The sequence below is a fragment of the Campylobacter sp. BCW_6467 genome (assembly GCF_001762855.1).
GTDB lineage: Bacteria > Campylobacterota > Campylobacteria > Campylobacterales > Campylobacteraceae > Campylobacter_D > Campylobacter_D jejuni.
In genome coordinates this window covers 59532-84018 of sequence record NZ_MJXP01000017.1, presented here as the reverse complement: position 1 = coordinate 84018, position 24487 = coordinate 59532, and the positions used below count along the sequence as shown (strand labels likewise).

The 24487-nt window shown below is 31.7% G+C and carries 22 protein-coding genes; 8 read left to right on the top strand and 14 right to left on the bottom strand.

Going from position 1 to position 24487, the window contains the following annotated elements; translation table 11 throughout:
• Nucleotides 1-2 precede the first annotated feature (2 nt).
• Together cybH and AJ888_RS01860 are read left to right on the top strand one after the other, a co-directional pair.
• Entirely contained in the window at nucleotides 3-695 is a 693-nt protein-coding gene (cybH, locus tag AJ888_RS01865) for a Ni/Fe-hydrogenase, b-type cytochrome subunit (protein ID WP_002861959.1), read from the top strand.
• On the top strand, nucleotides 692-1228 hold the full coding sequence (locus AJ888_RS01860) for a HyaD/HybD family hydrogenase maturation endopeptidase (protein WP_032603353.1): 537 nt from the start codon (nucleotides 692-694) through the stop codon (nucleotides 1226-1228). The genes cybH and AJ888_RS01860 overlap by 4 nt, the downstream gene beginning before the upstream one ends.
• On the opposite strand, the gene recR is transcribed toward AJ888_RS01860, so the two are convergent.
• Genes recR through AJ888_RS01845 form a run of 3 tightly spaced genes read right to left on the bottom strand, consistent with a single transcriptional unit; the run spans nucleotide 1225 to nucleotide 3700 of the window.
• On the bottom strand, nucleotides 1225-1797 hold the full coding sequence (recR, locus tag AJ888_RS01855) for a recombination mediator RecR (protein ID WP_002861957.1): 573 nt from the start codon (nucleotides 1795-1797) through the stop codon (nucleotides 1225-1227). The two genes, AJ888_RS01860 and recR, sit on opposite strands and share 4 nt — an antisense overlap.
• Nucleotides 1797-3032: an ArsS family sensor histidine kinase gene (locus AJ888_RS01850; protein WP_002861956.1), complete on the bottom strand. Its 1236-nt coding sequence runs from the start codon at nucleotides 3030-3032 to the stop codon at nucleotides 1797-1799. Before AJ888_RS01850 ends, recR begins: the two co-directional genes overlap by 1 nt.
• Nucleotides 3029-3700: a response regulator transcription factor gene (locus AJ888_RS01845; RefSeq protein WP_002861955.1), complete on the bottom strand. Its 672-nt coding sequence runs from the start codon at nucleotides 3698-3700 to the stop codon at nucleotides 3029-3031. Before AJ888_RS01845 ends, AJ888_RS01850 begins: the two co-directional genes overlap by 4 nt.
• Nucleotides 3701-3854: 154 nt before the next feature.
• Between AJ888_RS01845 and dnaJ the strand changes: the two genes are divergently transcribed.
• Nucleotides 3855-4979: a molecular chaperone DnaJ gene (gene dnaJ / locus AJ888_RS01840; protein ID WP_002861954.1), complete on the top strand. Its 1125-nt coding sequence runs from the start codon at nucleotides 3855-3857 to the stop codon at nucleotides 4977-4979.
• A 117-nt stretch (nucleotides 4980-5096) separates the two neighbouring features.
• Here the strand turns inward: dnaJ and AJ888_RS01835 are convergent, their stop codons facing one another.
• Together AJ888_RS01835 and AJ888_RS01830 are read right to left on the bottom strand one after the other, a co-directional pair.
• Nucleotides 5097-6401, bottom strand: coding sequence for a major outer membrane protein (locus tag AJ888_RS01835; RefSeq protein WP_070296105.1), 1305 nt, complete (start codon nucleotides 6399-6401; stop codon nucleotides 5097-5099).
• A 251-nt stretch (nucleotides 6402-6652) separates the two neighbouring features.
• Nucleotides 6653-7108, bottom strand: coding sequence for a low molecular weight protein-tyrosine-phosphatase (locus AJ888_RS01830; protein WP_002861952.1), 456 nt, complete (start codon nucleotides 7106-7108; stop codon nucleotides 6653-6655).
• A gap of 53 nt (nucleotides 7109-7161) precedes the next feature.
• Here AJ888_RS01830 and AJ888_RS01825 point away from each other — a divergent pair, with 53 nt between their 5' ends.
• Complete coding sequence (locus AJ888_RS01825; protein WP_002861951.1) at nucleotides 7162-8346, top strand: MFS transporter; 1185 nt, start codon at nucleotides 7162-7164, stop codon at nucleotides 8344-8346.
• 17 nt (nucleotides 8347-8363) lie between these two features.
• The gene (locus AJ888_RS01820) at nucleotides 8364-9026 is read left to right on the top strand and encodes a DUF4230 domain-containing protein (RefSeq protein WP_002861950.1); all 663 of its coding nucleotides are present in this window, start codon (nucleotides 8364-8366) and stop codon (nucleotides 9024-9026) included.
• 37 nt (nucleotides 9027-9063) lie between these two features.
• Here the strand turns inward: AJ888_RS01820 and AJ888_RS01815 are convergent, their stop codons facing one another.
• The 7 genes from AJ888_RS01815 to guaA form a co-directional block, all read right to left on the bottom strand.
• Nucleotides 9064-9546 carry a DNA-deoxyinosine glycosylase gene (locus tag AJ888_RS01815; RefSeq protein ID WP_002861949.1) on the bottom strand — a complete coding sequence of 161 codons (483 nt, stop codon included), beginning with the start codon at nucleotides 9544-9546 and terminating at the stop codon, nucleotides 9064-9066.
• Nucleotides 9543-11702 (bottom strand): polyribonucleotide nucleotidyltransferase, encoded by a 2160-nt coding sequence (locus AJ888_RS01810; protein WP_002861948.1) that lies wholly within the window; start codon nucleotides 11700-11702, stop codon nucleotides 9543-9545. The genes AJ888_RS01815 and AJ888_RS01810 overlap by 4 nt, the downstream gene beginning before the upstream one ends.
• 69 nt (nucleotides 11703-11771) lie before the next feature.
• The gene (locus AJ888_RS01805; RefSeq protein ID WP_002861947.1) at nucleotides 11772-13820 is read right to left on the bottom strand and encodes an LPS-assembly protein LptD; all 2049 of its coding nucleotides are present in this window, start codon (nucleotides 13818-13820) and stop codon (nucleotides 11772-11774) included.
• Entirely contained in the window at nucleotides 13810-14262 is a 453-nt protein-coding gene (locus AJ888_RS01800; RefSeq protein ID WP_002861946.1) for an RDD family protein, read from the bottom strand. Before AJ888_RS01800 ends, AJ888_RS01805 begins: the two co-directional genes overlap by 11 nt.
• A complete protein-coding gene (gene purD, locus AJ888_RS01795; RefSeq protein ID WP_002861945.1) occupies nucleotides 14259-15509 on the bottom strand; it encodes a phosphoribosylamine--glycine ligase in 1251 nt (416 codons plus the stop codon). Before purD ends, AJ888_RS01800 begins: the two co-directional genes overlap by 4 nt.
• A 239-nt stretch (nucleotides 15510-15748) precedes the next feature.
• Nucleotides 15749-17209: a hypothetical protein gene (locus tag AJ888_RS01790; protein ID WP_002861944.1), complete on the bottom strand. Its 1461-nt coding sequence runs from the start codon at nucleotides 17207-17209 to the stop codon at nucleotides 15749-15751.
• Between the two features lie 85 nt (nucleotides 17210-17294).
• On the bottom strand, nucleotides 17295-18830 hold the full coding sequence (gene guaA, locus AJ888_RS01785; protein WP_002861943.1) for a glutamine-hydrolyzing GMP synthase: 1536 nt from the start codon (nucleotides 18828-18830) through the stop codon (nucleotides 17295-17297).
• 138 nt (nucleotides 18831-18968) lie between these two features.
• Here guaA and AJ888_RS01780 point away from each other — a divergent pair, with 138 nt between their 5' ends.
• Genes AJ888_RS01780 through AJ888_RS01770 form a run of 3 tightly spaced genes read left to right on the top strand, consistent with a single transcriptional unit; the run spans nucleotide 18969 to nucleotide 22456 of the window.
• On the top strand, nucleotides 18969-19463 hold the full coding sequence (locus tag AJ888_RS01780) for a hypothetical protein (RefSeq protein ID WP_004305626.1): 495 nt from the start codon (nucleotides 18969-18971) through the stop codon (nucleotides 19461-19463).
• Nucleotides 19456-21258, top strand: a complete 1803-nt coding sequence (gene uvrC, locus AJ888_RS01775; protein WP_002861941.1) for an excinuclease ABC subunit UvrC — start codon at nucleotides 19456-19458, stop codon at nucleotides 21256-21258. The genes AJ888_RS01780 and uvrC overlap by 8 nt, the downstream gene beginning before the upstream one ends.
• Nucleotide 21259: 1 nt before the next feature.
• On the top strand, nucleotides 21260-22456 hold the full coding sequence (locus AJ888_RS01770) for a hypothetical protein (RefSeq protein ID WP_002861940.1): 1197 nt from the start codon (nucleotides 21260-21262) through the stop codon (nucleotides 22454-22456).
• Here AJ888_RS01770 and AJ888_RS01765 read toward each other — a convergent pair.
• Both AJ888_RS01765 and hemE read right to left on the bottom strand, forming a co-directional pair.
• The gene (locus AJ888_RS01765; protein ID WP_002861939.1) at nucleotides 22453-23355 is read right to left on the bottom strand and encodes a radical SAM protein; all 903 of its coding nucleotides are present in this window, start codon (nucleotides 23353-23355) and stop codon (nucleotides 22453-22455) included. The two genes, AJ888_RS01770 and AJ888_RS01765, sit on opposite strands and share 4 nt — an antisense overlap.
• Nucleotides 23352-24374, bottom strand: a complete 1023-nt coding sequence (gene hemE / locus AJ888_RS01760; protein WP_002861938.1) for a uroporphyrinogen decarboxylase — start codon at nucleotides 24372-24374, stop codon at nucleotides 23352-23354. Before hemE ends, AJ888_RS01765 begins: the two co-directional genes overlap by 4 nt.
• Between the last annotated feature and the right edge of the window lie 113 nt (nucleotides 24375-24487).

The window sequence follows — 24487 nt, the reverse complement described above, 5'->3', positions numbered from 1 at the left end:
TCATGCAAAACAAAGAAGAAAAATTGCAAAGAAAAGCTGAATATGAATTTAGCATAGGTTTGCGTTTAACACACTGGATAAGAGCTATTGCTATAGTGATTCTTATTGGCACAGGGTATTATCTTTCTTATGTGTTTCAAAGTCCTATTAGTAACGGCGAACCTGTAAATTTTATGCAAGCAAAATACCGTTTAGTACATCAAGCGGTGGGTTTTGTTTTAATCGCTTGTATTATTTTTAAGGTGTATTTGTTTTTTTGCGATAAGGTAAGTGCAAAAGAACGCAGAAGTGCATGGGATATTTTTAATATCAAATTATGGATAGAACAAGTAAAATTTTACATTTTCTTAGGAAAACATCCACATTTAAAAGGGGTTTATAATCCTTTGCAATTTGTAACTTATTTTTTCTTTTATCTTGTGATGCTAGGTATCATTCTTACAGGGCTTATTCTTTATACTCATACTTACCATGAGGGCTTAGGTGGGCTTTTATATCATATTTTAAGACCACTTGAAGCTGCAATGGGCGGTTTGGCTGATGTAAGAACTTATCATAGAATTTTGATGTGGGTGATTATGATTTTTGTACCAGTACATATTTACATGGCGATTTTTAACGCAGTAAAAGGTAAAGATGGTGCTATGGATGCTATTATTAGCGGATATAAATTTGTAAAAGAAGAAAAGCATTGAAATTCTTAGTCCTTGGAATAGGCAATATCATGTTTGCAGATGAAGGCTTAGGCGTTCATCTTTGCAAACAACTTGAAAAAAACTACAAATTTACTCATCCTAAATTTACTTTAGATTTTATTGATGGTGGAACTTTGGCTTTGCAACTTAGCTATATCATCGCTAGGTACGATAGACTTATCGTTTTAGACTGCATAGAAGCGCAAGATGCGAGTATAGGAGATGTATTTTTCTTTCCTTATGATGCTATGCCTAATAAAATTAGCTGGAGTGGAAGTGCTCATGAAATAGAAATGCTTCAAACCTTACAATATATGGAACTTGCAGGAGATTTGCCTAAAACACACATCTTAGCTTGTGTGCCAAAGCGTATTGAAGCGATGAGTTTTAAGCTCTCAGATGAGCTTATACAAGGGGCTAAAATCATGGAAAAAACTTTACTTGATTTTTTAAGCAAGGAAGGTTTTATTTATGAAAAGATTGCGGATTTTTCTTTGCAAGAATTAGCCGATATTTCTTATAAAAATTTCTAAATTTTTGTTCTAAAATTCATAGCTTTATTTAAAGAGATTAAATCCACATTTTCTAAATTTACACCACTTGGAATTCCTTGAGCGATTTTACTAAAAGTTAGGTTTAAATCTTTAAATTTATCTTCTATAAAAAAGATAGTTGCATCAGAATTAATGCTATGTGTCAATGCAAAAATGAGCTCAGAGATATTTAGCTTAAGTATGATTTGCTTTAGTTTTTCAAGTTTTTCTTCATTTAACTCATCTAAAACAAAATATAGCCCATTGTAACTTTGACTCTCTTCGAGCGTTAGTATATCTTTTGGACTTTCAACTATACATAAAATGTTTTTATTTCTTTCTTCATCACTGCAAATTTCGCAAAGCTCATTTTCGCTTAAAGCACCGCATTGCTCACAAGGTTTTATAAAGCGGATAGCATTTTCTATATTGTGTGCGAGTTTCATACCATCGATTTGATTATTTATGCAAAGGTGATAAGCAAGCCTTATGGCGGTTTTTTTCCCTATGGTAGGTAAATTTGCAAAACTTTCAACAAGTTCGTTGAATTTTTCTAGGCCTTTTGCCATTATTTTTCTTTATCTCCAAAGAAAATTTTAAAGCAATGCTTTCCATCATCATAAAAATAAATCAAATCAAAATTATGCAGTTTACATACCTCTGAAACTATATAAAGTCCTAGTCCCATACCTTTGACCTGATTGTGTTTTTCTCTTGCGAAAGCTTCAAGATAATGTTCTATAGGCTCTGCTAAAGGCTTGCCTGGATTTTTAATGGTAAAACATTCTTTACAACAAAAAAGCTCACAAGTGCCATTGTTTGAGTATTTTAAGGCATTATCGATAAGATTTTTTAAAATTACAGAGAAAATTTCCATATCAACATTGATTAAAGCATCATCTCTGATATCGACTTTTACAACTTTATTAAAATCATCTCTCATAAGGTGTTCTTTAGCTTCCTCAAGTATAGTGCTAAAACGACTAGGTTTAAAGTGTAAGTTGTAGTTTTTTGAAAATAAATTTTCGATTTTGGCAAATTCATTGATCAAAGAATCCATACGTAAAAATATAGCGATAAGTCTTTCTTTTTGTCTGTCTTCTTTGATCATTTCAGAAATAATTCTCCCTTTTCCTATAGGGGTTTTTAACTCATGCATGATTGTTCTTAGGAAAAGTTGTCTTGATTGGATTAATTCTTGATTTTTTTTAAAAGCTTTTTGAAATTCAAAGGCGATTTTTCCTACTTCATCTTCTTGATAATCTAAAAAATCAGGTTGCTCCCCATTTGCAACTTTAGCAACTTGCCTTCTTAATTTTTTTAAAGGTTCTAAAGATTTTAATACCGAAAAATACATAAAAACAACCAACAAAGAAAAAGAAAAAAATCCTATTAATAAAAGATTATAAACTCTATCGCTAGTATTTTCTTCATATAAGCCATCAAAATCTTTACATTGAACATCAAAATAAAGATTGCTATGATATTTTAAAGAAGAAAGGGTGCAAAATTCTCCATTTGCTTTAAAAAGTGATTGTCCATTATTTCTTATGCTTTTTACAAGATAGGGATTTTGTATAGTATTAAAACCGCTATTTTCAAGATAGGATCCTATTTTAGCACCTGAAGTGTTTTCATAGGAGATGAGTAAATTTTTTATAAGATTTTCTTGTTTTAAACTTTCTTCTTCGTTGTAAGCACTTCCTTCTATTTTCAAAAGAACGATAAAAAGCACACAAACTAAGAAAAAAGTAACAACAAATAAAATAATTAGCTTGGTATAAATAGAATAATTTTTTGTCATCCTATTAGTTTATATCCTATACCTCTAACAGAAAAAATATGTTTTGGAGATTTTGAACTATCTCCTATTTTTACTCTTAATCGACCAATGATAACATCAAGACTTTTAGAATCTTTATCTTTTAGATTTTTACAGCGACTTACAAGCTGTTCTCTTGAAACGCTATATCCGTGCTGCTGGATAAGGTATTCTAAAATTTCAAACTCAGCAGGAGTAAGTGTTAAAACCTTATCTTCATAGGTGATCTCATGCCTTCTCTCATCGATTTTGAAAGCAGAATTAATATTTTCATTATTTGCGTGTTCAACTCTTTTTGTGCGACGAATAAGACTCATAATCCTTGCATACATTTCTTTTGGATCGTAAGGCTTTGGTAGGTAATCATCAGCACCAATTTGAAGCCCTACAACCTTATCGCTTAAGTCGCCTCTAGCTGATGAGATAATAATGGGAATATTGCTTTTTTGTCTGATTTCTCTACAAACTTCAAGACCATCAATTCCTGGTAAAGTTAAATCCAAGATTAGGCAATCATAGCCTTGAACGCCTACATTTAAGGCGCTTTTAGGATTTTCAAAATTTGTGATTTTAATATTAAACTGCGCTAAATACTCAGATAATAATTGCGCAAAATCAGGATCATCTTCTATCATCAACACATTAATCATTTTAGTATCCTTTAAATTTTATCTAAGATTTATAATATTTGCATAATTTTATTTAAAATTTGATAAATTATTGATTTTATTTTTGCTAAAATTAGATTTTTGAATTTTTAAGATTAAAATTCTAGCAAAATTTTAAATTTTTTAAAGGAATAATGTGGAAATAAGTTATTATGAAATTCTTGAAATCACGCAAAGTGCTGATAAAGAAACCATAAAAAAAGCCTATAGAAAAATGGCTTTAAAATACCATCCCGATAGAAACCAAGGCGATAAAGAAGCAGAAGATAAATTCAAGCTTGTTAATGAAGCCTATGAAGTTTTAAGCAATGATGAAAAGCGAGCTATTTATGATAGATATGGAAAAGATGCTTTAAAAGGCGGTGGATTTGGTTCTAATAGCTCAGGTTTTGGTGGTTTTGAGGATTTAGGAGATATATTTTCTAGTTTTTTTGGAGAAGGCTTTGGCTCATCATCGCGTCGTAGAAAGAGTTCAAATGATGAGAAAATCCCTTCCGATTTTATCGTTAATTTAAAATTAAGTTTTAAAGAAGCGGTTTTTGGTTGCAAGAAAAATATAGATTTTACTTATAAATGTTCTTGTAAAACTTGTAATGGAACAGGGGCTAAAGATGGAAAACTTCAAACTTGTCCAAAGTGTCAAGGTAGAGGACAGGTTGGAATTTCTCAAGGTTTTATCACTTTTGCACAAACTTGCCCTGATTGTCAAGGAAGTGGAGAAAAGGCTAGTGAAAAATGTAGCGATTGTAAAGGTTTAGGTTATAATGAAAGCAAAGATAGTGTAGAACTTAATATCCCAGAAGGTGTAGATACAGGTATGAAACTTCGTGTCAATGCTAAAGGCAATATCTTAAAAAATGGCACTAGAGGGGATATGTATGTTAAGATCATTGCTGCCGAAGATGATACTTTTATCAGAGATGATGACGATATATATATAGAATTTCCAGTGTTTTTTACTCAAGCTATCTTAGGAGAGAGTATAAAAGTACCTACCATACGCGGTGAAGCAAGTTTAAATTTACCAAAGGGTGCTAAAGATGGGCAAAGATTTGTTCTTGAAAAAGAAGGAGTAAAAGATGTTCATAGTTCTCGCATAGGAAATCAAATCGTTCAAATTTCTATCAAATTCCCAACTTCTTTAAACGATGAACAAAAAGAACTTTTAGAAAAACTAAGTGAAAGTTTTGGTATCAAAGATGGTATGCATCAAGAGCAAAAAGGGCTTTTTGAAAAAATCGCTAATTGGTTTAAGTCCTAATTTTCCTAAAGCTTTTTAGCTTGGGAAAATCTTTTTTTATATAAATTTAAGTTTTAAAAATCAGGCATAAAAAAAGGCGGGGTAAAACCCCGCCTTAAAGTTAAACTTGAAAACCCCTTAGAATTTGTAAAGAGCTTGAAGTCTTACAGCATCGTGATGAGTGCTTTCAGGATCTGTATTAACATTTACATAAGAGTAGAATGCTGAGAAGTTAAGTTTTGGAGAGTATTTGTAATCTACTCTTGCAACAGCTTCAAGTTTCTTACCACCATTGCCAATTTCCCCTGTTTTTGTTCCACCGTATACAAAGTCAGCACCAACGCGAACTGTTTCATTAAAAGTATATCCAGCAGTTACATAACCAAAGATATTTCTACCAATATCGCCATTTAAATTAGAACCATTAGTATAGAAAATTTCTTCACCTGCAAGCAAAGAGCCAAGATTACCTTGATCTTCAATTGTGGTTAAAGTAACTTTATCTTTTTTACCATAGTATAAACCACCAAGGCTAGCATCCCAACCATTTAATTCAACACTACCTCTTAAAGCGAAGAAATTACCGTTAGCTGCTTGATTTGAAAGTGCATTTTTAAGTTTGCTATCCAAGGAATTTCCTAGGTAAGCTCCTTCAAGAGTCCAGTTGATTCCATCAAAGATAGTTGTGCTATAAGCTGCATCTAAAGCATATAAGAATGCATTATCACTCATATAAGCTAACCATAATTGTGGGTTGAATTGTCCGCCAGCGATATCATAAGAGCCGATAGCTGCAGCACCATAAAGATTTTTACCCCAGTTTAAAGCACCACTTGTATCGCTATCACCTTGAGGATTTCCATGGTTGAATTCAACTCCTGTAATTTTCATACTTATAGGATCTTGAGTGATTGTTACAGTAGAGTCTGAAGCTTCGTTGAAACTATCTACTGCAAAAGCAGCTAGAGTTAAACCATCGATGCTGTTGTTTACTACTTTAATACCTGTTCCCACTAAACCATCAACTCCATTATCAGTCCAGATAGTGTTTAGTTGTTGTTTACCAGCGATTACGCTTGTTGCAACATCTTCATTTGTATAAGTTAAATATAATTGGCGAACACTTAAGGTATCACTTGTGTTGCTGATGCTATTTTCACCATAACCACCATCTTTCGAATTATAGTCAAATTGAACAAAAGCTTTGAAGTTATCAGCTATAGCGGCATTAAAGTTAACTTGTGCTCTGTATTTATGATCTTGTTTACCAGAAATACCAGAACCATAATTATCATTGCTCCATGGATTGCTACTTTCATATCTGTATCTTAATACTCCAGATACATCGATATCTTTGATCGCTTCTTCAAGTGGAGTAGCGTTAGCTGCTGAAAAAGCACCTGCAGCAAGAGCTGCAACTAAACTAAGTTTAACTAGTTTCATGAGAATTCTCCTTGTCAAAAATTAATAAAACATCGTAATTGTAGCACATAAATTTGGAGTTTTTTCTTAAGAAGCACTTAAAATAGTAAAAATTTTAAATCTGAAGGATAAAAACATCTAAAGAAAAGCCTAGCTAAAGGGATTTAAGCTAGGCGTGTAATTTTAAGGAGTTTTTCTTATGAATGTTTTTCGGTTCGTTTAGAAGTATAAGTCTAAAAAGTAAACGAGAAGTAATGTATAGTTGTTTTAAATTATTTTGATAAAAAAACAAGTAAATTTTTACAAGCTAGGGATAAAATTTTATAAGTTTCATCAAAATTCCCACTATACCAAGGATCAGGGACTTCATTATAGTTTAGACTAGGACTAAAATCAGTGATTTTTAAAACTTTGTTTTGGGTGTTGGTGAAGTTTTTTAAAACATTTTTGAAGTTGGAATTGTCCATGGTGATTAAAAAATCGCTTTCATCGCAAAGCTTTTGAGTGAGTTTTTTGCTTATGAAATTTTTGTGTTCTATGTTAAGTTGGGCAAGCTTGTTTTTGGTACCATAGTGCATACCTTCTCCATCGTGTTCTCCTGAAGTTCCAGCACTGCTTATAAAAAATTCTTTTTCTAAATTTGCTTTTTTGACAAGATCTTTCATGATAAATTCTGCCATAGGTGAACGGCATATATTGCCTAAGCATATAAAGAGTATTTTTTTCATTTTTATCCTTGAGTTTTAATTAAAAATTATAAAAAATATCATACAATAAATCCATGGAAAATTTCAATAGAACTTTGCTTGTGTGTTGGTTTGGTGTTTTTACCACAAGTATGGGGCTTAGTCAAATCGCTCCGATTTTGCCTTTTTATATCAAAGAGCTAGGACATGTTAATACGAGTGAAATAGCGTTTTATTCAGGACTTGCTTTTGGGATCACTCCGCTTTTTATGGCTGTTTTTTCGCCTTTATGGGCTTTTTTGGGTGCAAAGTATGGTTATAAAAATATGCTTCTTCGTGCAAGTTTTGGGATGTCGGTTTTAACCTTATGGCTCAGTTTTGCTCATAGTGCTTTAGAAGTGGTTTTTGTGCGAGGTTTAACAGGGATAATTTCAGGTTTTACTTCTGCTGCTGTTGTGTTTATCGCTGTGATAGCACCTAAAGAAAAAGTGGCTTATGCTTTAGGAACTCTTTCTACGGCTTCTATAAGTGGAAGTTTGCTTGGGCCTTTGTTTGGTGGCTTTGTGGCTGAATTTTTTAGCATTAGTGCGGTTTTTGATGTGGTGGCTTTTTTGATCGCTTGTTCTTTTGTGACGATTTATTTTTTCATCCATGAGAGAAAAATTCAAAAAGAGGCGAAGAAAAATACCCAAAAAGTAAAAGAAAACAAAACCCTTATCATCGTTCTTTTTATCACTACTTTTGTGATACAATTTGGTACTTTTGGAGTGATGCCGATTTTAAGTATCTATGTTGAGCAAATTCATCAAGGTGGAAATTTGGCTCTTTGGGCAGGTATAGTGGTGGCTGCAAGTGGGATTAGCAATCTTTTTTTCGCACCAAAACTTGGAAAAATCGCCGATAAGATAGGGCCTAGTAAGATTATTTTGATAGCTTTGATATTTTGTGGAATTTGCTTTTACTTGCAGGCTGTAGCAAGTAATGTTTATACGCTTATTTTCGTGCGTTTGCTTATAGGTGTAGGACTTGGAGGGCTTTTGCCTTGTGTGAATGCCTTGCTTAAAAAAAGTGTGAGTGCTAAAAATTTAAGTGTGATTTTTGGTTTTAATCAAACTTGTCAATTTTTGGGAAATTTTTGTGGAGCTTTTGGCGGAGGGATTATGGCTTCACATTTTAGTGTGGAATTTGTTTTTACTTTTGTGTGTTTGATTTTTATCATTAATGCTTTTATTTTCTTAGCGTTTGAGAAAAAATATATCTTTTCAAATCAAGGTTTATAAATTTAGAAAGGTTTAGAATGGAAATGATTTTATTTGTTTTAGCGGTGATTTTACTTGTACTTTTGTTTGTAGTGCTTTTTAGGCAGTATAAAAGCCCTAAAATAGAAGAAAAAAGCACGCAAAGTTTTAGCGATATCATGCAGCTTAAATCCATAGGAGAATTAAGTGTTTTTCAAGTTTTTAGTAAAGAGATTGTCACTAAAAAAGATAGCGCTTTTAATGGAATTTGGAAAAATCTTTTAGGATGGTCTTTGAGTGAAAGACAGATTGCTTTGATTTTTGAATTTGAGATCACTTTCTTGTATGATTTAAGGGATAAAAACTTTGATATTTTGCCTTTAGGGGACGATGCTTATAAGATCATCATGCCAGAGTGTAGATATAAACACAGCATCATAGATATGAAATTTTATGATGAAAAAAATGCTAAATTTTTACCTTTTTTACTACCTGATTCTATCAATAGTACGGGGATTAGTTTTAGCGAAAGTGATAAAAACAAACTCATAAAAGAAGCCAAAGATGAGGTTAAAGACTTGTCTTTAAATCTTATCCAAAATTTAGAAAGCAAAATTCATAAAAGCGCTAAGGATACTTTAGAAGCAATTGCTAAAGGTTTTGGAGCTAAGAGAGTGGAATTTGAATTTAAGGATAACACACAAAAGTTAGATGTAAACTAGCTTTTTTTCTTTTCTTGCTTGGGCGATGCTTAGTTTGCTATTTTGTAAATTTTTTGATTATTTCATAGTTTTGTAAAAGCTGTTCAAAAGAAAAATTTAAATTTGCAGGAGAAGTTGAGGGTAGGGCTATGGCTTTTAAATGAGAGTGAAATTTAGTAAAAAATTTATAAGCACTTTGTCCGGTGGTAAAAATGGCTTGGATTTTGGCTTGAGAAAGGATCAGGTTTAAATCATTGGCTTTTGCATAGCTTATGGTTTTATCATCTGAATTTTTTATCTTGCAACTTTGAAGTACATCCCAAAGAGCGATATGTTTTTTTCTTAAAAAGGCTTGTTGTTCTGTGATATTTTCTAATTTTACATCAAAAAGTGTTTCTAGTATAGGCCAAAAACGATTTCTTGGGTGTTGATAATAAAAGCCGTCTTGTCTTGATTTGATAGAAGGAAAAGAGCCCAAAATTAAGATTTTAGAATCCTTGTCAAAAAAAGGCTCAAAAGGGTGAGTTAGAAATTCACTCACTCGCACAAATCCACAGAAATTTTTCCGTTTTTAATTTCGCTGATTTTAACTTTTAAGCTTTGGTTTTCGCTTAAATTAAGATGCTTGCTTTTTGAACTATGCAATAAACCATCAACACCATTTTTAAGTTCCACAAAGGCTCCAAAAGGAGCGATTTTTTTAACAATACCTTGAAATTCTTGCCCAAGTTCAAAGTCTGATATATCTTTGTCTTTAGAGCCTTTTTTAGTTCCTTTTTGAGAGCTTGTGATATTTATGATGTAGTCTTTTGCGGCTTTGATTTGCTCGTTTTGATTACCTGCTATTTTTACTTCACCTTTTTCGCGATCTAAGTCTATAGAAACGCCAAATTTTTCTATGATTTCTTTGATGGTTTTTCCAGCTTGCCCTATGATATCAACGATTTTTGAAGGATCAACGCTAAAAAGCTCAAGTTTAGGTAAAACTTCTTCATTGACTACGATTTCTTTGGCAGCTTCTTCCATGATATTTAGGATGTGAATTCTTCCTTCTTTGGCTTGGTATAAAGCTTGTTTTAGTGTTTCTTGATCGATTCCGCCTAGTTTTATATCCATTTGAAGAGCAGTAACGCCGTCTTTGCTTCCTGCTACTTTAAAGTCCATATCCCCATCATGATCTTCAAGTCCCATGATATCTGTTAAAACAGCAAATTTGCTATCTTCAAAGATAAGCCCCATGGCTACTCCTGCAACAAGTTTTAAGCTTGGCACTCCTGCTGCTTTTAGGGCTAAAGATCCGCCACAAACCGTTGCCATAGAACTTGAGCCATTGCTTTCTAAAATTTCACTGACTAAGCGGATTACATAAGGATAGTTTTCATCTATGCTTGGATAAAGTGCTCTTTTGGCTAAATTTCCATGTCCTAGCTCTCTTCTTCCTGGAGCTTTGATAGGACTTGCTTCGCCTACTGAAAAACCTGGAAAATTATAATTTACCATAAAGCGTTCGCTTATAGGATTTTTTTCTGTAAGCAAGTCTATCATTTGAGCATCGTTTTCTCCGCCTAAGGTTGCAACCACTAGAGCTTGAGTTTGTCCACGAGTGAAAAGACAAGAGCCATGAGCGTTTGGCAAGAGATTGGTTTCTATACTGATAGGACGAACCTCGTTTAAACTTCTACCATCAGCTCTTTTGCCTTCATTTAAAATTTGCTCACGAATAAGTTTGCGTTTGACTTTAGCTAAGGTATTTAATACACTTTCTTCACTCCAGTCTTTAGCGATTTCAAGATTTAAAATTTCTTTAGCGATTTTATTTAGTTCGCTTGCTCTTTCACTTTTTGCCATTTGGTTGATGGCTTCTTTGATTTGTTTTTGGAAATTATTTTCTATAAAAGCTAAAATTTCAGGATGTTCAATCTCATTTTTTAGTTCGATTTGAGAATTTTTTTTGTGTTTGCTAAAGGCTTCTTCATAAGCATTTGAACCATTTAATATAGCTTTTTGAGCTAAATTTAGAGCTTCTAAAATTTCATCTTCGCTAAGTTCATTCATATTTTGTGAAGTGGTTTGAGTTAAAACATCAGCATAAGGAGCTTCGATAAAAATTTCATTTTCTTTTTGATCAGGCAAGGCTCTCATTTCTATCATCAAAAGCTCATCTTTTACACCTGCTACATAGAGATCTAGAGTGCTATTTTGAAGCTCTTCATTGTTTGGATTGAGTATGAAATTTCCATCTATCTTTCCTATGCGAACACCACATACTGGAGCTTTCATAGGTATATCACTAAGATAAAGAGCTACGCTTGCGGCATTTAAGCTCATTACTTGCAAATCTACTTTAGGATCAGCTGAGAGAACCATCACAACGATTTGAGTTGGATAAGCATAGCCTTTTGGAAAAAGAGGGCGTAAGCTTCTATCGATAATACGTGCTGTTAAGGTTTCTGCATCGCTTGGCTTGGTTTCTCTTTTGACATAACCACCAGGGATTTTTCCCGCGGCATAAGCTTTTTCGATGTATTGGACGGTTAGGGGTAAAAAATCTTCTTCAACTTGTTTTTCTTCTCTTGCAACTGTAGCTAGAACAACGCTTTTGCCTTGTCTCATTAAAACAGCACCAGCAGCTTGTTTGGCGACTTTATCTATATCAAATATTTCTGTATTTTTGTTAATTTCTATGCTGTATTGCATTATTTTTCCTTTTTTACCAGATAATAAATTCGTAAAATTTTTTAAAATATTTAGCAAATTTCATCCTTTTTAAATTTTGTTTTCACTTTCTGCTAAAGAGAAATCGTATTTTACTCCTCCTAAAGGATAGAAGTTGAAAATAAAATAAACTCCGCTTTGATTTTTAGCTGTGATACCACCACTTGTGAGTTGTGGATCGATTCTTTCTCTATACATTAAAGAATAGTTCCAACATTTTCTTTGGTAGGTATAGCCAAGTTCCCACATGTTTGCATGAGCTCTTTGAGTATCAAACCAAATTCCACCAAATAAATTGTAATTAGGTGTGGCAATATAATTTGCTCTTGTGCCAATAAAGCTATATTTTCCATACTCATCGTTTTGATAAGCATGAGAAAACATCCAATTAAATTTTGAATTTGTATTGACTTCTATTTGGCTGATGACATTGGTAAAGCGACTTTGCTCATAAGAGTAAAGCACTTCGCTGTTGAGATTGATGTTTTCATTAAAATAATAAGTTAAAAGATTTTCAAGTTCATAGAATTTATTTTGTTTATTGAGATAGTCAAGTGAAAATCTGTGTTTGAGTTTTTTTTGTCCTTCGTTGTTATAGAAATATTGCACAGCATAAAGACTTGTATGTTCGTTTTCTTTGTCGTATTCTTCAAGATAATCTTGCGTGATTTTACCTGATTTTGCTCCTGGTAAAATGTAATTCACTCCTAAATTTAAAGTATGAAAGAAATTTTCATAAGCTTTTGAAAGATCGGTGTAGAGATTAAAATCATGAGTGTTTCTAAAATAATGCTCATGGTTTCTTTCGGGATCGTTGCTATAATTTACAAAAGAAGCATAAAATCTTTCTGTAAAAGTAAAGTGTAAAAAGTCTCCAAAAAAAGCATTGTGATACGAGATAGGCAAGTCTAAATTTAACTCATTTGCATAAGAACCAGCAGGTCGATAAAAATTATGAAATGAAGCATCAAATGAATAACGCAAGCGTTCATCAAAAAGGTTATTTAAAAATCTATGATATTGAAAGCTTGGATATTCTTGCAAGGTTGTATTGTTGCTAAGTTTAGATGTGTCGATATAATATCTTGCATAAGCTCCATAAAAATTGTTTTCATCGGCTAAAAAATAATTGATTTTGGAGGTTACAAGCGAGTTAAGATCTCGATAATCTCTACTTCCTAAATTTAAATAATCCACATCGTTGAGATAGGTTGCATCTATCCATAGGCCTTCTTGAAAATTATCACTGAGTAAAGATTTGATTAAATCATCTCTTGAGTATTTTAGTTCTATTCCATAGTGGGTTTGGTTTTTCAAATTTTCATCGTGAAAATAGGAGCTATTTTCTCTAAAAGCACCAAAATTTAATTCTCCTATTGAATATGGAGAATCAAGAAATCTTAAAGTAGAATAAAGTCCAAAACCACGGTTTGTTCGAATTTGTGGATCAAGTTCTAAATCCCAATTTTCTTGAGTGGCAATATAAATAGGTTGTTCATAGTATAAGCCTTCGCTACTTTTTAAAACGATTTTTGGGATTAAAAGTCCGCTTTGTCTATGAGTATCAGCACTAAATCCAAAATAAGGTAGATAAAAAACCGGGGTATTTTTAACATATAATCTTGCATTGTAAAGATGAACAAAATTGGTTTCCCGGTTAAGCCAGCCTTTTGAAAAACGAATTTCCCAATCAGGATCTTCAACATTGCAGCTTGAAACTGCTGAAATTTTACTTTCAAAGACTTTATCATTTAGATGGCTTGTTTTGCTTTGAAACCATACTTCAAGATTATTATTGGAAAAGAAAAAATTACTAAAATCGGCTTGATTGGAATTTAGGTTGATTTTAGCATAATCAGAATGTGATCTTTCGTTTTGTCCTCTTAGGATGTTAACATCGCCAAAAAGCTCAACATCTCCGGTTTTTTCATTGTAAATTGCTTTATTGGCAGTGATGAAATAAAAATCAGAAAAAATAATAACATCATTGTTCGCAGTAAGAATATCACCTTCTTTTTTTGCATCAAGAGCGTAAATATCAACTTGTGCTGCACTTAAAGCTATGCTAGTTCCTAGCAATAAGGAAAATTTACGCCACATCGACTACTATTGTCCTTGCTAGATAATCCTCCCAAGCTTTGCGCAAATCATTACTTAAAGCCCAAGCAAATCCAAGCATAAATACCATAGCACTAACCTGTCTTATGGCAGATCTGATGCAACTTTGGATGAGATTGGGTTTGTCAAGAAGATTTTCATCCAAGATGATAATTTTGCATAATATTTTTCCCAAACTTGCCCCATAAAGATAAGTAAAAATTGCTTGATAACTAAAATGAAGCAAGATGAAGCCAAGATAAAAATTTCCTATAATTTGAGTTGTTTCAAATAAATCTTTTGCTTGGATTAGACGATCATAAAAAATGATAAACACAATCAAAGAAATAATCATATCATCGATTAAAAAAGCTAGAACTCTTTTTCCAAAACTTGCTATTTTTAGATTTTCACGCTCTAAGCGGTCTTGTAAATTTTCTTTCATTTAAGAACCTGATGAGCGATGTCTTTTCTGTATTGCTTTCCTTTGAAATTTACATTATCACAAAGTTTATAAGCATTTTTTTGCGCTTCTTCTATACTTTTTCCTGTGCCAACACAAACCAAAACTCTTCCACCATCAGCCATTAATTTGCCATCTTCTAGGCTTACTCCAGCATAAGAGATATGAGAGTTTTCAGGAATGTTATTTACAGTAATTTCACTTTTTGGTGAACTTTTGTAAGGATAGTTTTCACTCGCGCATACAACCCCTACTGCAAATTCTTTTTTGATTTTGATTTTTGTGTGTCTTAAGCGTCTTTGAGTAGCAGCTAAAATAAGCTCCAAAGGATTTTCGATTAAAGGCATTAAAACTTCACATTCAGGATCGCCAAAGCGAACATTAAATTCTAATACATAAGGTTTATTTCCAACGATCATAGCGCCTATAAATAAAACACCACAAAATTCCGCTCCTTCTTTTTTCATGCCTGCTAAAGTCGGTAAAATAATATCTTTTTGAACTTTTCTAAGCAAGCTTTCATTCGCTAAAGAGCTAGGAGCGTAAGCACCCATTCCGCCAGTATTTGGCCCTTGATCATTATCGAGTAATTTTTTGTGATCTTGTGCTACAGGAAGTAAAACAAAATCATTGCCATCACATACTGCAAAAATGCTTAATTCATAACCATCTAAAAATTCTTCAATTACAACGAGTTTTCCAGCATCTCCAAAGCTTTCTCCGCTCAGCATTTTAGCTGTTTCTTCTATGGCTTCTTCATGAGTCTTAGCTATGATAACACCTTTTCCTGCGCAAAGTCCATCGGCTTTTACTACTATAGGAGGGGTTAAACTATGTATAAAATTTTTTGCTTTTTCAATATCATTTGTGTTTAAAAATTTGGCTGTTTTGATACGGTATTTTTTAAGAAAGCTTTTCATAAAAGATTTTGAGGTTTCAAGCATTGCAGCAGCTTTACTTGGCCCAAAAATAGCAAGTCCTTGTTGTTTAAAAATATCTACAACACCTTCAGCTAAAAAACTTTCACTTCCTACTATACAAAGATCAAAACCTTTTTCTTTCGCATAGGTTGCTAAAACTACTGGATCTTTTAGGTTTAAATTTGTTCCAAGACTTTCGGTAGCGCCATTTCCAGGAGCAAAATAAAACTCTAAATTTTTGTCTACTCTTCTTAAGGCTAAAGCAATAGAATATTCTCTTGCACCACTACCCAAAATCATTATTTTCATTTATATCTCCTTTTAAACCCAAACAGCCGTTTAACAAAGATTGACCCCAAAAAGTCAAAGAAAACCGCTAGGTAATTTTTAAAGGCTGCAACTTCTCGCTTTTTTCAAAGCTCAAACGATGCCACAGAACACGGTAAATCACACAATCGCAGTTAATAAAAATGTGTTGGATCACTTTAAATACCACAAACTGTTTAGGCAAGGAAATTATAACTTAATTTAGCTTAAATTTCTATGTCTTAAATCAGTTTAAATTTAGTTTTTCCTGATTTGTCAAAATGCTTTCCTTGTAAAATAATATCGGCAACATTTTCCCAAACATGTTTTTCATCAATATAGACTATATCAAAGGTGTTATCACGCATTAAAGACTGATAATTCACTTTTTTAGGTGCGTATTTTACTAAATAATATGGATTTTGTGAAAAGTTTTCAATCTTTAATTTACATAATAAATCTAAATCCGATGTGACAACTAAAAATTTTTTTCTTTGTTCTTTTGTAATTTTTTGAATATACACTAAAAGTTTTTGATCAAAAGGATTTAGAGCGGATTTATTTAAGCGACTTAAGTAATGTTCTGCAAAAGAAAGAGAACAGAAAGAATTTTCTATATTACTCATAGTAAAATAAGAATTTTTAACCCCTGATGATTTTAAAGATAAGTGCCAAATTTTAACATCCATTATGGTTGCACATAGATTTAAACCTGTGACAATTTTTTTAAAGAGCTTTTCTCGTGAAAGCTTAAAAGCATTTTCGAAAATATTGTAATTTTTCTTATAAAAATCTTCCCTTATAGCATCAAGTCTTTTTAGTGTTGTTCTGTAGTATTCTGCTTCTTTTTGTAGCTTAGCCAATCTTTCTTGCCGTGCTTTAAGTTTTTCAGGGTCTGCATTGGCCGCATTACTTTTAAGATTTATTTCAGATTGTAAAGTTTTCATTTGTGCTTCAAGTGAGGCTAGACGATTTTTTCTTGTATCTATGGTGGCTACTAAAGCTTGGTAATGACACTGCAAAGATAAAAAAGTTTCGTTAAAAATTTTAGTGATATTTGGTTTTTGATCAGCTATCATTTGCTTATATGAATTCTCTAAATGCATCATGATGCTTTTTAACGCGCTAAATTGGGTTTGGTCTATGCTATTATCCATAAAAACTAAGGTATCATAAGCTTTAAATAAAAATCTTTTAAGTATAAGATAATCAAGTATGCAAGGAATTTCCTTTTCATCTTGTAGATTGGCTTGAAGTGTTTCTACGGATAAAATTTCATGGGCAAAATATTTTTGTATAGCTTGAGGTATAGTAAAAGAAAGAGGAATTTTTTCTATACTGTCAAAGTCTGTTGTTCTATAGAGTTCTGTTATATAAGCACTTCTTCTTGAGTTTTGCAAGTCTTCTAATTCATCATCATTATCAGTTTTCCAAAAATCATGCTCAGTGATAAAATCCCCTTCTTTAAATTCTTGAAATTTTGAAGGTTTTATACCCGTTATGGTTTTGCTTGTTTGAACGGGCTTGCCGTCTTCTGCTTTTTTTTCGCTAGAAAGAGTTCTAAATTCCACAAGCATACCAACACTTGGCATACTTTTTTTATCATTCCAAATTTGGCGATTGAAGTCAAAAAAGGTATTTGCTGAGTTTGTAACGGTTCCACGTCCTGTAGAATCCATATAAATAGCTATTTTTCCATGCATATTTCTTCCTTGAAATTTCTTAAATAAATTCTAGCCTTATTTTTATAAAAATTTTATAATAAAAATAAGAGCTAGAAAAAATGGATCATTCCCATTCTATGGTTGCAGGTGGTTTGCTTGAGATATCATAAACAACGCGGTTTATACCTTCTACTTCATTGATGATACGGCGACTTATGTTTTCTAAAACTTCGTAAGGTAAATGCGAGAAAGTAGCTGTCATACCATCACTTGCATCTACAACGCGTATGCAAACTGCATTATCATAAGTGCGGTTATCCCCCATAACCCCAACACTTTTAACATTTAAAAGCACACAAAATGCTTGCCAAGTTTTATCATACCAACCTGTGCTTTTAAGTTCTTCAAGTAAAATTACATCAGCCTTACGCAATAGTTCTAAGCTAGCGCGATTTACTTCTCCCATAATGCGTATAGCAAGACCTGGCCCAGGGAAAGGATGACGATAAACTACTTCTTTGCTAAGTCCAAGCTCAAGTCCTAAGGCACGCACTTCATCTTTAAAAATTTCTTTTAAAGGCTCTATGAGTTTAAGATTCATTTTTTCAGGTAAGCCCCCTACATTATGATGGCTTTTAATGGTTTTGCTTACACCTATAACAGAACTTTCTATGATATCAGTATAAAGTGTGCCTTGAGCCAGATATTTTACATCTTTATGTTTTTTTGCTTCTTCTTCAAAAACTTCTATAAAGGTATTTCCTATGATTTTTCTTTTTTGCTCAGGATCTCTAACATTAGCCAAGCGACTTAAGAAAATTTCACTTGCATCAATGCTGATAAGATCGATACCTAAGGTATTTTTAAACATAAATTCAACTTGTTCTTTTTCTCCGCTCCTTAAAAGTCCATTGTCTACAAAAACTACTATAACTTGCTCTTTTATAGCACTGGCTAAAAGTGCAGCAACTACACTACTATCTACTCCGCCACTTACAGCACAAAGCACTTTATCACTGCCTACTTCTTCACGGATTTTTTCTGCTTGAGTTTTTGCAAAAGAACCCATATTCCAAACACTTTCACAATTACAAGCGTATTTAGCAAAATTTTTTAAGATATTTTTGCCAAATTCACTGTGTTGCACTTCTGGGTGAAATTGTAAGGCAAAAAATTTCTTATCTTCATTTCCAAAAACACAAAAAGGGCTATTTTCACTTGTGGCTAAAACTTCAAAACCTTGAGGTAAATTTTCTACTTTATCAGAATGACTCATCCAAACAGTTTGCTTTTTTGGAAGATTTTTAAATAAAGCGCTATCTTTTTTAACTTCTATGTTTGCTTTACCGTATTCTTTATGTCCTGCAGGTGCAACTGTAGCTTTGTAATGATGCGCCATAAGCTGCATACCATAACAAATTCCAAGAATAGGTAAACCTAAATCAAATATGCCTTTATCGCAAAAATACGCATCAGTTGCATATACGCTTGCTGGACCTCCGCTTAAAATAATACCTTTTGGTTCTTTTGCTTTAATATCGGCTAAGCTTACATTAAAAGGTAAAATTTCTGCATAAACTCCTTGTTCCCTTAAGCGTCTTGCTATAAGCTGAGTGTATTGAGAGCCAAAGTCTAAAACTAAAATATCTGCTTTTTTCATTATTTACCACCTATGTAATTGTTCGTATTTTTTAATGGTTTTTACCGAACCATTTTGTTCATAGCTTGTGTATTGAGGGTTGCCTTTATATCCGCAAGCACAGAAGAAAATTAAGAAAAGAAATGCTAAAATCATCTTATGAGAAAAAGAAATAATATTAAGATGACTAAAAACGCTAGTGCTGTTATTAATGAATTGATGGATAAACCTCATTATAAGCCTTTAAAAACCTTATTTTTTTGCAAAGATTTTTTAAGTTCTTTTCCGCTTGCCAAGCAACGTTTGATTGCTAAAATTTATGTAAAAAATCATATTTTAAATATAATAACCTTACATCCAGCAGCTTATCAAGAATTAAATCATGATGATAGCAAAATTTATATTAAATTTCTCATAAAAGCATATGGACAGAAATATCCTTTAAGTGGATTTGTTGATATAAAAGATATAAAAATCTTTTCTCAAAAATACACTTATGCAGTAAATAAAAACAAAAATGATGAAAAACTCTCTAAAAATTCTTATTTGGAGCTTTCTAAGGGTGAATTTAAAAATTGCTTTAAAGATGAAAAATTATTTAAGAAATTTGAAGATTTAAGAGAACTTATAAAAAAAGGTTCTAATCTTGACTAAAGAGAATTTAGAAAATGAGCTAAAAACTCTTCCCAATAGTGCTGGAGTTTATCAATACTTCAATCAAGAAGGAAAACTTTTATATGTAGGTAAGGCTAAAAATCTTAAAAATCGTATCAAATCTTATTTTGCTTTTACTCCAAATTTACATGCAAATCCAAGAAATTCTTTAAGAATTCAAAAAATGATTGAAGAAACAGTGCATTTGGAATTTATCACTACTAATTCAGAAGCCGATGCTTTGATTTTAGAAAATTCTTTTATCAAACAACTGCATCCAAAATATAATATTTTATTAAGAGATGATAAAACTTATCCTTATATTTATGTGAATTTTGAAGAAGAATTTCCACGCTTTGAGATTACTAGAAAATTGGTAAAAAAAAGCAAAATCAAATATTTTGGCCCTTTTTTTAAAGGCGCTAGAGAGCTTTTAGATGCGCTTTATTTATACTATCCTTTAAAGCAAAAAGCAAGTTGTAAATCCCCTTGTATTTTTTATCAAATTTCTCGTTGTCTCGCGCCTTGCGATAAACGCATCAGCAGGGAAAAATACCTTGAAATTTTAGATGAGGCTATGCACGCACTTTTAAATCCTAGTATTTTAATAAAAAATTTAGAAAAACAAATGCTTGTTTTAGCGCAAAATGAAAATTACGAAGAAGCAGCTAAAGTAAGGGATCAGATTGCAACGATTAAAGATTTGGAAGTTAGAGTTGAAATAGATATTGCAAAATTAGAAGATTTTGAAGTATTTGCTTTAGCCTTTGAAAATTCCATGCTTTCAACCTTACGTTTTGTGGTGCAAAATGGAAAAATTATCAGTGCAAATTCTAAGATTACTCCTATAAAAAATGATATACAATGGGATAAAAATGAAATTTATAAGCAATTGATTTTAGAAAATTTTAGTATGGACATTCCTTTGCTTGCAAATGTTATTTATGTTTATGAAGAATTTGAAGATAGAGTGCTTTTAGAAGAAATTTTAAGCCAAAGATTTGATAAAAAAATCAGTATTAAAATCCCTAAAATAGGAGAAAAAAGAAGAATTTGTGATTTGGCTTTTCAAAATGCATTTTTAAATATAGAAAAAGAGCAAAAAAATCATGGTTTTACTATACAAAAAGAATTAAAGTCTTATTTTGAGCTTGAAAATTTACCAAATGATATAGAAATTTTTGATAATTCTCATTTGCAAGGCGTGGCAAATGTTGGAGCTATGGTAAATTATAGTGCAAATTCTTGGGATAAGTCAAAATATCGCAAATTTCATTTAAAACATAAAAATGATTATGATCAAATGCGTGAAGTTTTAATGCGTAGGGCTTTGGACTTTGATAAAAATCCACCCCCTGACTTATGGCTTATAGATGGAGGAAAGACTTTGCTTGATTTGGCTAAAGAAATCATTGTAAGTAGTGGGGCAAATGTCGATATTTTAGCTATTTCAAAAGAAAAAATCGATGCAAAAGCACATAGGGCTAAAGGAGGTGCTAAGGATAAAATTCATTCCTTAAAAGGAGAATTTAGCTTAAGTATTAACGATAAAAAACTACAATTCTTACAGAAATTAAGAGATGAAGCGCACCGTTTTGCTATCAGCTTTCATCAAAATACTAAGAAAAAACAGGACTTGAAAAGTTCTAAGCTTGCAAATTTAGGACTTAGTTCAGGGGTTATACAAAAACTTTTAGCGTATTATGGAAATTTTGAATCTATATATAAGGCTGATTTTAAAGATCTTGCAATGCTTGTGGGTAAGAAAGCGGCGCAAAAGATAAAGGAAAATTGATTTGATATTAGCGGGGATAATTTTTATTTTTAATCTAATTTTAGCGTATTTAAGTATTGATATCTTAAAGCTTGATAGTGTTACTGAGCAACTGAAAATAGGTATGTTTTCTAGCATTTTTGTTTTATCTTTAACACTTTTTATTTTTGCTTTTAGACAAAATAGAAATATAAACAAAATATATCAAAAAATTTTTTGTATGCAAAATGATTTTTTAAATTTTCAAAAAAAGATTGATGTTGATAGTGCGCTTGATTTGTTAAAGGAAAAATTTGAAACTACGGGACAAAATTTAACTAAAATATCCCATGAAAAAGACAGATATTTGCATTTATTAGAAGAAAATTTATATCAGCTTGGAAATATATCCAATGCAATGCGTTGCTTAAATGAAGGGTATAATAAAGAAATTAATTCTTTGATTTTAAATGCCTTAAATTCTCAAAAAGATCAAATTAGATTAGAATTAAATGAGGCTTTAGAGCATCATAAAAGCATTATAGGGACATCTCACGGAAAGGTTTTGCAATTTGAGGCAAGTGTGGCTATAGTTAATAATGATGAGCTTGAGAATTTTTTACTTGCAAATTTACTTTCGTATTTTGGCATAGAAAGTACTTGTTTTAAAAATTTAAGTTTTGATGTTAATGACTTTCACTTGATTTTTATCAAGGATAAAATTTTAAATGAAAATGTAAAGAAAAACTATGATTTTATAGTGATGGGTCGCCATAAAAATACACATTATGAGTATTTTTTAACTTCACCTTTTGAAAAAAAAGATCTTGAAAATATTTTGCAAAACAAGCTTGATAAGGTTTGCACTTTAAAATTTAAAACCCCTTATCAAAATAATGTATTGCTTTTTAAACAAAATGATTTTGATGCAACCTTATTTTTTAATATAATAGAAAAACAATGCGATAAAAATGTATGTATAAATTCTTTTAGTCAATTAAAACAAGAATTAAGTAAAGAGACTTATCGTTTGATTTTGCTTGATTATGAATTAATTAAATTTGATCTTGAGCAAATGAGAAATTTGCTAAGTGCTTATAAAAAAAAGCATCCACAAAGCCATATCATCTTTTTTTCAAAGGAAAAAGTTAGGGATTTTGATTGTGTGAGTGAAGTTTTAAGTGATGTAAGTAGAAATGATCTTATAACTTTACTTAGAAAGTATTTACCAAAGGCCTAAACTTTATAAAATTTAACTCCAGCTAAATCGAGAATTTTTACCTTTTTTTCTTTGATAAGTTGATTTAAGAGAGTTTTGGATTGTTCATCAAATTTTACTTCAATGTCTATTTCGCTTTGTGAGCGTAAATGAAGCATTTTTAATAATTCTTCTTCATTGAAGCTTAGTTTTTCACCTTCATAATGTCTTTTGGCTAAGAGTACAGGAGTAGAATCTATAAGTTTAGAAAGTTCTAAAAGTTTTTCTTCGCTTACTTTTTTAACGGCATAAGCGGGAGGTCTATCTATGGTACTTAGATCAACTCTTAAAGGCATGATTTTTTTTAAAGCTTGATTGAGTGCTTTAAATTCTTCTTCATTGTCGTTAAGATCTTTAACAACTAGAATTTCCATAATCAAATCTCCATTAAATCTAGCTCTAAAATCTGCCATTTTTTCTATCATTTTTTCTAAGTCAATGTTTTTTAAAGCTCTATCAATACGATAAAAAGTTTTAGCAACTGCACTATCTAGGCTAAATTTGACTACATTTAGTTTTAGCAAAGCATTAAATTTGTCTTCATCTAATACAGCTGTACCATTGCTTAAAATAAGCAATTTTTTATCTTTAGCAATGCTGCGTAAAGACAAAATAAGCTCATTTAAATGAGGATAAAGACTAGGCTCTCCGTTGGCAGTAAGGGTAAGAAAATCAAATTCAACATTTTTTTCAAGCATAGCTTTAACTTCGGAGATAATTTTGTCTATGCTGATAATTTCATCTTGTTTTTCTTGGGCTTTTTTTGGATCAAGCTCACAATAAACACAATCAAAATTGCATTGTTTTTTGCTAGGGCTTAAATCTATACCCAAAGATCTTCCAAAACGCCTTGAGCTAACAGGACCAAAGAGTATTTTCATTTAGCTGAACTTTCTTGTACAAGCTTGATAAAATATTTTGCATTTTCAACAGGAATATCAGGCAAGATCCCATGTCCTAAGTTGAAAATATGAGCTTTATTTTGCATGGTTTTTAGTATTTTTTCCACTCCTTCTTTGATGGCATTTTTATCATAAAGTCTACAAGGCTCCATGTTGCCTTGAAGAGTGTATTTGTGTGATAGTTTATCACGTGCTAAATCAAGCGGGGTGCTCCAATCAACCCCAAAAACATCAAAATTACCATCGATTCTATCCAAATAACCGCTAATGCCTTTAGGGAATAAAATTACAGGTATATTTGAGTATTTGCTTTTAATAAAATTTGAAATTTCAAGCATATAATTAAAAGAGAATTCAAAAAACTTATCGTATTCTAAAGCACTTGCCCAGCTATCAAAAATTTGTACAGCATTGGCACCTGCTTTAATTTGCTCTTCTAAATAAAGTTTTAAAACTTGAGTTAGTTTGTTTAGAATTTTATGTAAAAGTTCTGGGTTTTGATAAAGCATTTTTTTACACTTTGCATAATTTTTACTTCCACTTCCTTCTATCATATAGGTAGCTATAGTCCAAGGGCTTCCGCAAAATCCTATTAAAGCCTTGTTTTGGGATAATTTTTCTCTTGTAAGCTTTAAGGCATCATAGACATAATTTAATTTTTTATGCGCATTTTGATCGTCAAGTTTTTCTAAGTCTTCTAGGGTTGAAATAGGATTATCAAAAACAGGTCCTTCTCCTTTTTCAAAATGTAAATTCATGCCCATTTCGAGAGGAACAACTAAGATATCTGAAAAAATGATTGCTGCATCTACATCTAAAATATCAATAGGCTGTAAAGAAACTTCAGAAGCTTTTTTATAGTCTTTACACAAAGAGAGAAAATCGCCCGCTTGTTTTCTTACTTCCATATATTCTGGCAAATATCTTCCTGCTTGACGCATCATCCAAATAGGGGTATAGGGTGTAGGTTTTTTAAAGCAAGCATCAATAAAAATCATTATTTTCCTTTGTTTTTGGCAAAATTATAACAGAAATTGATAAATTAAATTGGTCAATTTTTCTATATTTGCTTCATATAAAGGAAATAATAAATTTTTTCATCTTATCTGGA